The following is a 13329-nucleotide window of genomic DNA, read 5'->3' on the forward strand; positions in this document are numbered from 1 at the left end:
ACCAGTCGTCAGATTGCCGGCAATTTTTTGCGAAGAATCTTCTGTAGAATTTTTTAACTGATTAAAGATTTGTGCTATCAGTGAATTTTCTGGTTTGGTAATTAAATTTCCCTGCTGGTCTCTTACAAAAAGGTATATCGCATCTTTCTGATCTTCAGGATGGTCCGGCGCGAGAGTTGCACTCCGTCTCTTTCCTTCCCTTAAGTCCTGGGCAACATATTCTGCGATACGCGGTGCGATACTGGACAACAATTCGATTTCATTGTTAATGATAGAAAGCTTTGCGGTGTCGTAAGCAACGGAGCCAAAAAACAGCAGCAACAACAATTCGCCCAAGGCGAAGCTCAGTAACAATTTGATGCGCAGGTTCATGAACCGTGTGTTTCTTCCGTCCTGGTGGCAGTGCTGAAACCCGCAAGGGAGTAAACAGGGCAGCGTATTGTTATAAACGCCCACAAATTGATGACGCCAAATATGCCCACCATCATTGCTACGGGTCGACTTGAAATCAAACTCAAGTCGATAAAGCCGATGTATACGCAAATAATTCCAACAATTAACCTTACGACCCGGTCTATCGAGTGCATATTAGGTCCTTTTTTCATATGCCCTCCAATCTGCTAACGCTATGAAAAATAGTATTTTTTGGTATAAATGGCATTCTGCCCCCATATCATTACGTGCGTACTTTAATATCGGCAAAAATGTACAATTATCCAGAATCTTAATGTTGTTGTGTGAGATTGCTGCAGGTTATTTGTTGGGATAACGCGAAAACAGATATTCGTATGAGATCTAGAAAAGTCGGGTGTCCATATTGGTTATCTCTACTACTGACTTAAATGACAGCTAGTTTAAAAAATGCCTGTGTTGTTCTAGTCGTGTGGTGGTTCGTGTAGTGGATACAGTGGTGAGGATTATCTATGAGAAAGTAGACTTGTATTTTGTGTACGCGCTTACTTGTTATTGAATTAGAATTTTCCCGAAAACACATTAACTGCCTCTGTCTCCGGCTCTTCATACTGTAATCTGCCACTCATCTGGGCTTGCTGAATGGCCTGTTGGGCGTCATCCCATGAGTTATATTCCAGATTTAAAACACGATACTTTTTCTCCGGTTTTTTGTCCCTGCTTTGTTCTTCTGAAAACACAGGATAACCAGCGCCGGATATGGCCGGGTCATCATTTTTAGATGGCACCTGGTCTCCAACAATATATTCATCCACTCCATCACCATCGGTGTCAGCCACCAGCCATGCAAAACCTAAAATTCGGTTATATGATCCATCAGCAATCATGCTTCTTATGCTGTTATTAAATTTTTCCAGCAATTTATCGGCGTTCGGATAATTTTTGCGTACCGCAAAATGCAGGCTATGTGTCATCACAACCTTGGGGTATATGACTAATTTATCTTTAATCTTCTTAGGCAGATGCTGTTTCATGCTCTGCGCTACAATAGAGTCCGTCAATATAAAATCCACTTCTTTGTCTAATAATTTCTTAAGGCTATCGATTACCGTGGCACTTTTCACTTTTGTAATTTTTTCATTGTTTGCAATCGCTTCGCCGTATGCGTAACCCTCCACGATTCCAATTTTCCTGTTGGTTAATTGAGTGACATCGTTAAAGCTAATTTTGTTATCGATTCTACCAACAAGCATGATGCGATTTTCCAGGTAAGGGCGGGAAAACAACAAATACTGCTCACGCTCGAAATTTTTCCATGCACCTACTATTGCATCGTGTTTGCTGGATTTGATTCCGTCCAGCACGTCTTTCCATTGAATTATTTTTATTTTTGCGGCTACTTCTGAGCGCTTCAGTGCCCGTTCTACCAGGTCTGCCGCGATACGTTGACCAGGTTTTTCGGAGGTAAATGGTGGCCAGTTATCCGCCACAAGATTCAAAGTGGCTGCTATTGAGTGGGGAGGCGCCACTGTCAGTATGTGTATCAAAATGATTGCAAAAATAAGGCGGAATTTTTTCACTAATTTTCTCACGTCTACACCTTATCTAACATAATATTTGCACTTGAGTTTGATCGATTCTTAAAACAATTATCAACATATAAAGTTCGATTGTCTATAAGAATAATTTACTGTTGAAGAACGTGGCTTCGGTATTAGTGCGATGCCCAATACTTAACCGACGCATTCGACGTTGTGTCATGATGATGCTCACTATATTGGGCTTGTGCTTGATTCCTCTGTTTGTCTAAACGGCGAATGCTGCCCAAGCTGTTCAATGTAGTGTCGCATGCCCTTAGTTTCATGGTCGAGAAAATCACTAATGGCATTTTTAAACACCGGATTGGCAATCCAGTGTGCGGAGTAGGTGGGGGTTGGTAGAAAGCCACGGGCTATTTTGTGTTCCCCCTGGGCGCCAGGTTCAAAACGTTGCAAACCATGCTGGATGCAATAATCAATACCCTGGTAATAACAGGCCTCAAAGTGCAGGCTGTTAATTTCTTTTTCACAACCCCAGTGTCGGCCAAACAATGTATCGGTGCCGCGGAAGCTTAACGCGGCAGCAATGTATTCATTGTCATGCTTGGCCATCACCAGCACTATACTGTCCGGCATCGTTGCTGCGACTTCCTGAAAAAAGCCTGCTGATAACGTGGCATAGCCGCCGAGTTTCATAAAAGTCGATTCGTAATAGCGGTGAAAGATATGCCAGTGCTGTTCTGTAGCCTGGTGGCCATCAAGTACCTCCAGTTCTACATTCGCATCTTTCACATGGCGGCGTTCACGATTGATGTTTTTTCGTTTGCCTCGTGTGAGTGTTTGTAAATAGTGTTCGAAGCTTTCATAGCGCTGGTTGGTCCAGTGAAACTGGCACCCCAAACGCAGCATAAATCCATGCCTGCTTAACTGCTGTGTATCCCGTTTATTGGTGAACAGCCAATGCAATGACGATACATTCAGGTTTTTCGCATGTTGCACACTGGCTTCGATGAGTGTGCCTGCAATGCGTGGGTAATCCTGATTTTTATCAATCAATAGTCGAGGGCCAGTTGCGGGCGTGTAGGGCATGGCGACCACAAGTTTGGGGTAATAGTCCAGGCCATTGCGCTGATAGGCATCAGCCCAGCCCCAGTCGAATACAAACTCACCATAAGAGTTGTCTTTCAAATAAAGCGGAACAGCACCGATGAGTTTCTGCTGATCATCGCGTAATGTTATATGTTGTGGTATCCAGCCATAACGTTCGCCGACGCAATGATGGGTTTCCAATGCGGAGAGAAATTCATAACGAACAAAGGGATTTTTTTGACCGGCGAGCGTATTCCATTCATCAGCCCCGATTTCTTTGATTGCGCCGACAATGGTGATCTTCATAATTGATGGGATAGGTGGGTTGTGAGACTACCAGTATTGGTGGTTGCTCCCTCTCCCTTAATTCGGGGAGAGGATTGGGGTGAGGGGTATGGTAAACTTTTTCATCCTCACCCTCGCCCTGTCCATCTCCCTCAAGGGAGAGGGAATTATTACGAAGAACAACTGGTGCGAATAATGATTAACTGCCAAGATTATCCAGATAACGCTCTGCATCCAGCGCCGCCTGACAACCGGATCCTGCTGAAGTTATTGCCTGGCGATAAACATGATCGGCTACGTCGCCGGCGGCAAACACACCGGGAATACTCGTAGCGGTTGCATTAGTTCCATTGGCATCACGAAATAATTTCAGATAGCCATGTTCCATTTCCAGTTGATCTACAAACAAATCCGTATTGGGTTTATGGCCAATGGCGACAAAAACACCCTGCAAATCGATGTCTTTTGTTGAACCATCGTTGCTTTTAATGCGCATACCGGTAACGCCGGTATCATCACCCAATACTTCATCCAGGGTATGATTAAATTCGATATCCACATTGCCGCTTCTGGCTTTTTCCATTAACTGATCGGAGAGAATTTTTTCCGAACGAAATTTATCGCGTCGATGGACCACGGTTACCTTCCTGGCAATATTGGCCAGGTACAGGGCCTCTTCAACGGCAGTGTTGCCGCCACCGATCACAGCGACATCTTGCCCCTTATAAAAGAATCCATCGCAAGTGGCACAGGCAGATACGCCTTTACCGCGAAACTTTTCTTCGGAGTCCAGGCCTAAATACATGGCTGATGCACCGGTTGCGATAATAAGTGCATCGCAGGTATAAACACCGCTGTCGCCAGTTAAAGTAAATGGGCGGCTGGACAGGTCGGCTTTATTGATGTGATCAAAAATGATTTCTGTCTTGAAACGTTCTGCATGTTCCTGCATCCGAGCCATTAGCCCTGGGCCTTGTAAACCTTCGGGATCGCCAGGCCAGTTATCGACTTCGGTGGTGGTCATTAATTGGCCGCCTTGCTCCAGACCGGTAATTAATACGGGATTAAGGTTAGCGCGTGACGCATAAACTGCGGCTGTATAACCTGCCGGGCCGGATCCGAGTATCAATAGTCGACAATGCTTGGTTTCACTCATTTTTGACTCCTACAGTAGAGTTGTACCTGAGACAGTTGGTTTCTTACTGTTTATTTCTATAAAAATACAAAGGTGTTGTTATTCAGCACGTTTTTTTAACTGCGGTTATACTACGAGATGTCACAGACATCGTAAAGGAGATGTAATGCGTATTGGTGTTCCAAAAGAAATAAAAATCCTCGAGGGTCGTATCGCATTAATTCCCGACGCCGTCGCTGACCTCGTTCAGCACGGCCACGAAATATTTATAGAAACCGAAGCTGGCGTATTAAGTGGTTATAGCGATGAAGATTTTAGACAGGCTGGCGCTCAAATAGTACCCGATGCCAGGGCACTTTATGATGCAGGCGAAATGATCGTGAAGGTAAAAGAGCCTCAACCTGAGGAACTCGCGTTATTTCGATCTGATCAAATTTTGTTCTCTTATTTGCATCTCGCTGCCGAACTGGAGTTGCTGAAAGGTTTGCAACAAATTGGCTTAACGGCGGTGGCCTTTGAAACAGTGCAACTGCCCGACGGTCAACTACCTTTATTAGCGCCGATGAGTGATATCGCAGGACGCGTGTCAATCCAGGTAGGAACACATTTGTTGCATCGTCCGCAAGGTGGTCGAGGTATTTTGCTCGGTGGTTTACCGGCGGCAGAACGAGGAAAAGTCGTGGTTTTAGGTGCCGGTGTAGCCGGTGGTAACGCAGCCTTGTATGCAGCCAATATAGGCGCCGAGGTAGTGGTTTTTGATCGTAAACGGAGCAAACTGGAACGCATGCGAGCTTTAGGGCCCAATGTGACCGCTCTTTATCCTTATGCGCATAGTCTGGTAAAGCATGTCAAACAGGCGGATTTACTGGTTGGCGCGATTTTGATTACCGGTGAACGCGCACCAAAGATAGTAACGGCAGATATGGTGCGCTCAATGAAAAATGGCAGTGTCATTATCGATATATCCGTGGACCAGGGTGGTTGTGTGGAAACGACACATCCCACCAATTATGAAAATCCCACGTTTGAATGGGAAGGTGTCATTCATTTTGGTGTGACTAATATGCCGGGCGCGGTTCCGCGCACGGCGTCCCAGGCTTTATCAGCATCGTTAATCCCGTATGTGTTGCGTTTGGCGAAGCCGGATTGGGAGCAACAAGCGGATTTGGCGGCAGGAATTAACGTAAAACAGGGTAAAATTGTGCACCCGGCGCTACAAAATCTTTAAAATGTGGATTTTTATGAACTTTATTTGCAAAATGCGTCAGGTTTACCAAAATATATACAATTAGTTTTTTTAGAGCTGTACGTTTTATCGACACTCTCATTTGTTTTGTATTGTCGATTCAGATTTAAAAGTTGCAGGACATAAAAAGAGGTAAGGGAATTTGGCTCAAGCGACAGCGAAAGCATCCAGTAAACAATCCGTTCCACTGTCTGAACATACCGTGCGAGGTTTGCGTGAAGGTGCATTAATTGTATTTGGTGCCATCGCGATATATTTATTAGCCTCTCTGATTACTTACCACTCTGCAGATCCTGGTTGGTCCCACAGCGATTCCACTGATGCTATACGCAACGCCGGTGGTGTGGTGGGTGCGTGGTTCGCTGATTCCTTTCTTTATCTGTTCGGTTACCTGGCTTACCTGTTTCCAATCATGGTGGCCTATGTTGGCTGGTTGATGTTTAAAGGCCGTGATGATGCCACAAACTTCGATATGCGAATCGGTGTATTGCGCGCTGTTGGCTTTATTCTGACATTGTGTGCGGGTACCGGTCTGGCGACCTTGCACTTCGCCGATGTTTCACAATTGCCATTAAACGCAGGGGGCATTCTCGGAGACGTTGTTGGTAATGGTTTAGTCGGTGTATTCAGTTTTCTGGGGGGTACTTTGCTCTTAGTGGCAACGTTCCTGACAGGCGTCACCCTGTTTACCAATCTTTCCTGGTTTCGCGTTATGGATGAAACTGGACGAATAACCTTGAGCTTTTTTACCTGGTTAGCGGAGCAATGGTATAACTTTCGCGAATACATTCAAGGTCGGCGTGCACGCCTGGAAAGAGAAGAAGTCGTTCAGGTTCAAAAGAAGAAGAAAGAAAAACGCAAGCCCATCAAAATTGAGCCTGTGGTTGAGGTCATTGAATATTCGGAACGGGAAGAAAAAGAACGCCAGGCGCCGCTGTTTGAGCCTGATGCCGACGAAGCGCTACCCGCTTTAGCGCTGCTGGATGATGTAGAGGCCAAGAAAAACCCAATAACCAAAGAGGCACTGGAGGCGGTATCAAGAACAGTAGAAATGAAGTTACTGGATTTTGGTATCGAAGTTCACGTGGTTGCCGTTCACCCTGGGCCAGTAGTAACCCGTTATGAAATGGATCCGGCACCTGGGGTAAAGGTAAGTCAGATCAGTAATCTGGCCAAGGACCTGGCGCGTTCCCTGTCGGCTATTAGTGTACGTGTCGTCGAGGTCATTCCCGGTAAATCCACGATTGGCCTGGAAGTGCCCAATGAGGTCCGTGAAATTGTTCGCTTGAGTGAAGTGCTGCGTTCCAAACAATACGAACAGGCCCATTCACCATTGTCTGTTGCCCTGGGTAAAGACATTAGTGGTCAACCTGTCATTGCCGATCTACAGAAAATGCCACACTTACTGGTGGCAGGCACGACCGGTTCCGGTAAATCTGTTGGCTTGAATGCCATGGTCCTGAGTTTGTTATACAACGCTACTCCAGCCGATGTTCGCCTGATCATGATTGACCCGAAGATGCTGGAGCTGTCTGTCTACGAAGGTATTCCACATTTACTGGCTCCCGTGGTAACCGATATGAAACAGGCCTCGAATGCGTTGCGATGGGCGATCGCGGAAATGGAGCGCCGTTATACGTTAATGGCACACATGGGCGTGCGGAACCTGGCTGGTTTTAACAAAAAAGTCAGGATCGCTAACGAGAACGAAGAATGGATTGTTGACCCCACCTATACACCCAATGAATTACTGGATGATGATGAGGAACGTTATCTGGAACCATTTCCATTGCTAGTCATTGTTATCGACGAACTGGCGGATATGATGATGGTGGTGGGCAAGAAGGTGGAGGAATTAATTGCCCGTCTTGCACAAAAAGCCCGCGCCGCCGGTATACACCTGATTCTGGCAACACAACGTCCATCAGTGGATGTGTTAACCGGGTTAATTAAAGCCAATATTCCTACACGGATCGCGTTCCAGGTTTCTGCAAAAGTGGATTCGCGTACCATCCTGGATCAGGGTGGCGCTGAACAGTTGTTGGGTCATGGTGATATGTTGTACCTGCCACCGGGATCTGGTATTCCAGTGCGGGTGCATGGCGCGTTTGTATCGGATGCTGAGGTACATCGGGTGGTCGCTGACCTGAAAAGTCGCGGTGAACCGGAATATGATGATGAAATCCTGGAAGGGCCATCGACAATTACTGATAAAGGTTATCCTGTGCTCGAGGAAAGTAGCAGTGATATTGATGAATTGTACGATCAAGCGGTTGCGATTATTACCGAAACCCGTCGTGCGTCGATTTCAGGGGTACAACGACGACTTAAGATCGGTTACAACCGGGCTGCCCGCATGGTGGAAGAAATGGAAAAAAATGGCGTCGTTGGCCCTTTACAATCCAATGGTCAGCGGGAAGTACTTGCGCCGCCACCTCCTGAACTATAGTCCAGAAATAGTAACTAATTAGCTATAACAACCCGTTTCCCTATTTTAATAAAATCGGTCGTCGCCTATGAGAAAGCAATTTGTGTTGCCAGTTTTTTGTTGGGTAATTATTTTACTGAATCCGCTATCGGTATTTGCAGGAGCTGCAGAACAACGTCTTAACCAGTTCTTTAACAATGTGAAAAGTATGCGAGCGGAGTTTACTCAGACAGTGATTAGTAACGCTCGGTCATCGGTAGACAAGTCCCAGGGTATATTGCAAATGCAACGTCCGGGCAAATTTCATTGGGACTACAAGTCACCTTATGAACAACAAATCATTGCCGATGGAAAAAAACTCTGGATCTATGATGTGGAAATGGAACAGGTCATTGTTAAAAACCTGGATTTAGCGCTGGGTGATACACCGGCGATATTATTGAGTGGTGACGCAACCATTACAGACAAGTTTATCGTGACGGAAATCACTGAAAACACCGGTGGGGATTCATCGTTGTTCTGGCTTCAACTGGTACCCAAACAGCAGGAAGCGAGTTTTGAAAAACTGCTGCTGGCATTCTCCGGCAGTAATTTGCAGATTATGGAACTCAAGGATGCATTCGGTCAAATCACGCGCCTGACATTCGCTAACCTGGAACAAAATCCTGCTATTAATCCCTCGGTATTTAATTTCGAGGCACCACCAGGTGTTGATGTGATCGATGAAGCCAGCGGCTCTCGATGAAAGATAAATCCAATCTTTTGCGACTTCACTGAACTGTCATGAGTCATCCTGATTTGTTTGCCAATAGTCCTGATATGAGTCAGCGACCGCTGGCCGATCGCATGCGGCCACGCAGCGTTAATGAATTTTCTGGACAGCAACATTTGCTGGGTTCTAATAAACCGTTGCGGCAGGCGATAGAGTCAGGCCATCTGCATTCCATGGTGTTTTGGGGACCACCTGGAACAGGGAAAACCACTCTGGCGTATATGATTGCACAAACTATTCACGCGCAGTTCCTGACAGTGTCCGCGGTTCTTTCCGGTGTTAAAGATATTCGGGCTGCCATCGATCAGGCCAGGCGGCACCGTGAAGCGCATAATCAGGATTCAGTCCTGTTTGTTGATGAGGTTCATCGTTTCAATAAAGCGCAACAGGATGCTTTTTTACCCTACGTGGAAGATGGAACGGTCATTTTTATTGGCGCCACTACAGAAAACCCGTCGTTTGAACTCAATAATGCATTGTTATCACGCGCCCGTGTCTATGTATTAAGAAACCTCGATGAAGAGGCATTGTTAGCGATTATTGATCGTGCATTGACGGATAGTGAAAGGGGGCTGGGGAATCAGGCAATCGATTTTCCACTGGATTTACGTCATTCCCTGGCGCAGTTTGCCGATGGTGATGCCAGGCGGGCGTTAAATGTTCTGGAAATTTGTTGCGATCTGGCGGAGCCCGATGAACAGGGGCGGATCAATATCACGACTGAACTGTTAAATGAAGTCCTCACCGGCACCTTGCGTCGCTTCGACAAAGGGGGGGAGGCATTTTATGATCAGATTTCTGCACTGCATAAATCGGTACGCGGCTCTGATCCTGATGCGGCGCTTTACTGGATGGCGCGCATGATCGATGGCGGTTGTGATCCACTGTATCTTGCGCGCCGCATCGCGCGAATGGCATCAGAAGATATTGGTAATGCTGATCCACGAGCGCTGCAGTTGGCGTTAAATGCCTGGGATGCACAGCAACGCCTGGGTAGCCCGGAAGGTGAATTGGCCCTGGCGCAAGCGGTGGTTTACCTGGCTTGTGCTGCCAAAAGTAATGCCGTTTATGTGGCGTATAAAGCCGCGTTAAAAGATGCGCAACAGCACGGTTCTCTGGAAGTGCCCCTCAAATTGCGCAATGCACCCACATCCCTGATGAAACAACTGGACTATGGTGATGGTTACCGATATGCGCACGACGAGCCTGATGCCTATGCGGCGGGCGAAAAATATTTTCCCGATGCGATGCCTGAAAAGATATACTATGAACCGACCAACCGGGGATTAGAGCAAAAAATCAGTGAAAAACTGCAATATTTGCGACAACTGGATCGTGAGGCAAAATCGAAGCAGAAAGAAAATTAATGATTTCTGCCATGATATGCTGATGCTAGACATAACTCGGGTTGACCAGACATGCAACTAAGCAGAGGTAACATAAGGTGCAATTAGTAGCGATTGCCGCTGGGGGCGCCCTTGGTGCTTTAATGCGTTATTGGGTATCGAGCGGTGTTCACATTTTAGCTGGCCGCTCATTTCCTTATGGTACATTAACGGTTAACGTGATTGGTTCGCTATTGATCGGCCTGTTGTACGTTTTGTTCAATGAACGTTTCGAACTCGCGGCACCCTGGCGTGCGTTATTAATGGTCGGTGTACTCGGAGCATTTACCACTTTTTCCACTTTTTCTATCGAGACACTGGAATTGCTGGAACAGGGTGAAGTAGTAAAAGCACTGTTGAATGTTTTTCTAAATGTTGGGCTTTGTGTGTTGGCAGCCTGGATTGGTGTCATGATTACACGTTATGTTTACTGAATGTCTTATAAAAAAACTTTAATGCAATTTCGTATTAAAGGTTAAGGGCTCTTGGGAAAATAGTAATGTTAGATTCAAAATTAATAAGAACTGAACTCGATAATGTGGCTAAACAATTAGCACGCCGGGGCTTTGATCTCGATGTGAGTGCCATCTCTGCGCTGGAAGAGGAGCGCAAAGCGATTCAGGTCGAAACGCAACAGCTGCAAAGTGAGCGCAATAAAAGTTCCAAAGCCATCGGTCAGGCCAAGGCAAAGGGTGAAGACGCCCAGCCGCTGCTTGATGCAGTTGCCGATCTGGGTGACAAGCTTAAAGCGGCGGAAGAGCGTTTGAACCAGGTCCAGAATAAGTTAAACGATATTCTATTGGGTATTCCCAATATTCCTCATGCCGATGTGCCGGAAGGCCAGGATGAAAATGATAATATCGAAGTACGGCGCTGGGGCGATCAACCGCAATTTGATTTTGAAGTGAAAGACCATGTGGATCTCGGTGATGGGTTGGGTTATCTGAATTTTGATACCGCGGCGAAAATTGCCGGCAGTCGATTTAATGTAATGACCGGTCCTGTTGCGCGTTTGCATCGAGCGCTTGCGCAATTTATGTTGGATACACACACTCGGGATCACGGTTATACCGAAGTCTACACACCGTATATAGTGAACAGTGAAAGCTTGCAAGGCACGGGTCAATTACCCAAGTTTGAAGAAGAGCTTTTCAAACTTGATTCTGATCCAGCTTACTATCTCATTCCTACTGCTGAAGTGCCGGTAACAAATATTGTGCGTGATACTATCCAGAGCGCCGAAGACATGCCGTTGCGCTTTGTATGTCATACGCCGTGTTTTCGTAGTGAAGCTGGTTCATATGGAAAAGATACCCGCGGCATGATTCGGCAACACCAGTTTGATAAGGTGGAGCTGGTTCAGATTGTCAATCCACAGGATTCTTATGAGGCATTGGCGCAATTAACCGGACATGCGGAAAAAATTCTACAATTATTAGAATTGCCTTATCGTACAGTGACCCTGTGTACCGGTGATATGGGTTTTTCAGCGGCGAAAACATACGATATAGAAGTGTGGTTGCCGGGGCAGGGGAAGTACCGGGAGATCTCATCATGCAGTAACTTTGAAGACTTTCAGGCGCGGCGCCTGAAAGCACGCTGGCGAGAATCTGAAGGCAGTAAGCCACAACTGGTCCACACCCTGAATGGTTCTGGATTAGCGGTGGGGCGAACCCTGGTCGCGGTAATGGAAAACTATCAACAGGCCAGTGGCGCCATTGCTATCCCAAAGGTGTTACAGCCGTATATGGGTGGCATCGATATAATTGAGTGATCAAGCCCCTCAAGCGATATTACCAGCGTTGACACTCCTGGGTTGGTAATAAGGAACTCAAAAAGCGAAGAGTACTATGCAATATTTTCCGATGTTTTTTAAATTAGAAGGCCGCTCATGTCTGGTAGTAGGTGGCGGCGATGTGGCGGCACGTAAAGTATCCTTACTGGTTCGCGCCGGTGGCAAGGTAACTGTGATCGCGCCCGAATTATGTGAAAGTTTGCAGGGACGCTTGAATGCGGATGAAATTAAATTCGAACAAAAGAATTTTGATACTGTTGATATCACAAACTATTCCCTGGTCATTGCTGCAACCGATGACAAGGCAGTCAATCGCAGCATTTCAGAACTTGCGCAGCAAAATAATACACCGGTCAACGTTGTTGACCAGCCAGAGCTTTGCAGTTTTGTCGTGCCTTCAATAATTGATCGCTCTCCGGTTCAGGTAGCGGTGTCCACCGGTGGTGCATCTCCGGTGCTTGCGCGCTTGTTGCGCTCGCGTCTGGAAACCATGATTCCATCCGCCTATGGCAAATTAGCCTCCCTGATGGAAGATTTCCGTGGCAAGGTTAAACAAAAATTCAGGGATCCCGACAAACGGCGGGATTTCTGGGAGAAAGTTATACAGGGACCCATTGCGGAGATGGTATTTTCGGGCAAGGAAGAAGCGGCACGTGAAGCAATGCACAGTGCCGTTGACGAAGGTGAAAAAGCCATGCCGGATCGTGGCGAGGTTTACCTGGTGGGCGCAGGCCCGGGTGATCCTGACCTGTTAACGTTTCGTGCACTCCGTTTGTTGCAGCAGGCAGATGTCATTGTGTACGACAGACTGGTATCAGAAAGTATACTGGACCTGGCGCGCCGTGATGCTGACCTGGTCTATGTCGGAAAAGAGCGTGATAAACACACTTTACCGCAGGAAGATATTAATCAAATGTTAGCGCGTATTGCCCTGAAGGGAAAACGCGTATTGCGGTTGAAAGGCGGGGACCCATTCATTTTTGGGCGGGGTGGTGAGGAAATTGAAACCCTGATGCAGGCCGGTGTACCATTCCAGATCGTGCCAGGAATTACGGCTGCAGCGGGTGCAGCCTCTTATGGCGGTATTCCGCTAACTCATCGCAACTATGCACAGTCAGTGTTGTTTGTTACCGGCCATTTGAAAGATATTCTCAAGAACCCGCTTTCTGGAAAAAAAGTTAGGGGAACATAGAACAATGTGGTTTTCATTGAACCTTGCCAATTGCAGCGGCTCAATCCACATCC

The 13329-nt window shown here is 46.7% G+C and carries 12 protein-coding genes; 7 read left to right on the forward strand and 5 right to left on the reverse strand.

Annotation, left to right across the window (positions count from 1 at the left end; all coding sequences use genetic code 11):
• The 5 genes from ACWVCM_RS04215 to trxB all read right to left on the reverse strand — a co-directional run.
• Positions 1-372, reverse strand: a 372-nt coding sequence (locus ACWVCM_RS04215) for a hypothetical protein (RefSeq protein ID WP_455200465.1), incomplete at its 3' end; no start/stop codon positions are given.
• Positions 369-605, reverse strand: coding sequence for a YgaP family membrane protein (locus tag ACWVCM_RS04220; RefSeq protein ID WP_455200466.1), 237 nt, complete (start codon positions 603-605; stop codon positions 369-371). The genes ACWVCM_RS04220 and ACWVCM_RS04215, both read right to left, overlap by 4 nt.
• Before the next feature lie 366 nt (positions 606-971).
• Positions 972-1991, reverse strand: a complete 1020-nt coding sequence (locus tag ACWVCM_RS04225; protein WP_455200467.1) for a substrate-binding periplasmic protein — start codon at positions 1989-1991, stop codon at positions 972-974.
• 192 nt (positions 1992-2183) lie between these two features.
• Positions 2184-3344, reverse strand: a complete 1161-nt coding sequence (locus tag ACWVCM_RS04230) for a GNAT family N-acetyltransferase (RefSeq protein ID WP_455200468.1) — start codon at positions 3342-3344, stop codon at positions 2184-2186.
• A 178-nt stretch (positions 3345-3522) separates the two neighbouring features.
• The gene (gene trxB, locus ACWVCM_RS04235) at positions 3523-4479 is read right to left on the reverse strand and encodes a thioredoxin-disulfide reductase (protein WP_455200469.1); all 957 of its coding nucleotides are present in this window, start codon (positions 4477-4479) and stop codon (positions 3523-3525) included.
• A 145-nt stretch (positions 4480-4624) separates the two neighbouring features.
• Between trxB and ald the strand changes: the two genes are divergently transcribed.
• The 7 genes from ald to cysG all read left to right on the forward strand — a co-directional run bounded on the left by ald (position 4625) and on the right by cysG (position 13276).
• Positions 4625-5686 (forward strand): alanine dehydrogenase, encoded by a 1062-nt coding sequence (gene ald / locus ACWVCM_RS04240; RefSeq protein WP_455200470.1) that lies wholly within the window; start codon positions 4625-4627, stop codon positions 5684-5686.
• Positions 5687-5846: 160 nt separating this feature from the next.
• The gene (locus tag ACWVCM_RS04245) at positions 5847-8153 is read left to right on the forward strand and encodes a DNA translocase FtsK (protein ID WP_455200471.1); all 2307 of its coding nucleotides are present in this window, start codon (positions 5847-5849) and stop codon (positions 8151-8153) included.
• Positions 8154-8220: 67 nt separating this feature from the next.
• Positions 8221-8877, forward strand: coding sequence for an outer membrane lipoprotein chaperone LolA (gene lolA / locus ACWVCM_RS04250; protein ID WP_455200472.1), 657 nt, complete (start codon positions 8221-8223; stop codon positions 8875-8877).
• Positions 8878-8915: 38 nt separating this feature from the next.
• The gene (locus tag ACWVCM_RS04255) at positions 8916-10271 is read left to right on the forward strand and encodes a replication-associated recombination protein A (protein ID WP_455200473.1); all 1356 of its coding nucleotides are present in this window, start codon (positions 8916-8918) and stop codon (positions 10269-10271) included.
• Between the two features lie 77 nt (positions 10272-10348).
• Positions 10349-10723, forward strand: coding sequence for a fluoride efflux transporter CrcB (gene crcB / locus ACWVCM_RS04260; RefSeq protein WP_455200474.1), 375 nt, complete (start codon positions 10349-10351; stop codon positions 10721-10723).
• A gap of 65 nt (positions 10724-10788) precedes the next feature.
• Positions 10789-12063 (forward strand): serine--tRNA ligase, encoded by a 1275-nt coding sequence (gene serS / locus ACWVCM_RS04265; protein WP_455200475.1) that lies wholly within the window; start codon positions 10789-10791, stop codon positions 12061-12063.
• Positions 12064-12154: 91 nt separating this feature from the next.
• Positions 12155-13276, forward strand: a complete 1122-nt coding sequence (gene cysG, locus ACWVCM_RS04270) for a siroheme synthase CysG (RefSeq protein WP_455200476.1) — start codon at positions 12155-12157, stop codon at positions 13274-13276.
• Positions 13277-13329: the final 53 nt, after the last annotated feature.

This window comes from Kaarinaea lacus (assembly GCF_975902315.1).

Coding starts and splice junctions, on each gene's coding strand:
- lolA (WP_455200472.1), top strand. CDS start 8,221: ATGAGAAAGCAATTTGTGTTGCCAGTTTTTTGTTGGGTAATTATTTTA.
- ACWVCM_RS04255 (WP_455200473.1), top strand. CDS start 8,916: ATGAGTCATCCTGATTTGTTTGCCAATAGTCCTGATATGAGTCAGCGA.
- serS (WP_455200475.1), top strand. CDS start 10,789: ATGTTAGATTCAAAATTAATAAGAACTGAACTCGATAATGTGGCTAAA.
- cysG (WP_455200476.1), top strand. CDS start 12,155: ATGTTTTTTAAATTAGAAGGCCGCTCATGTCTGGTAGTAGGTGGCGGC.
- trxB (WP_455200469.1), bottom strand. CDS start 4,479: ATGAGTGAAACCAAGCATTGTCGACTATTGATACTCGGATCCGGCCCG.
- ACWVCM_RS04220 (WP_455200466.1), bottom strand. CDS start 605: ATGAAAAAAGGACCTAATATGCACTCGATAGACCGGGTCGTAAGGTTA.
- ACWVCM_RS04230 (WP_455200468.1), bottom strand. CDS start 3,344: ATGAAGATCACCATTGTCGGCGCAATCAAAGAAATCGGGGCTGATGAA.
- ald (WP_455200470.1), top strand. CDS start 4,625: ATGCGTATTGGTGTTCCAAAAGAAATAAAAATCCTCGAGGGTCGTATC.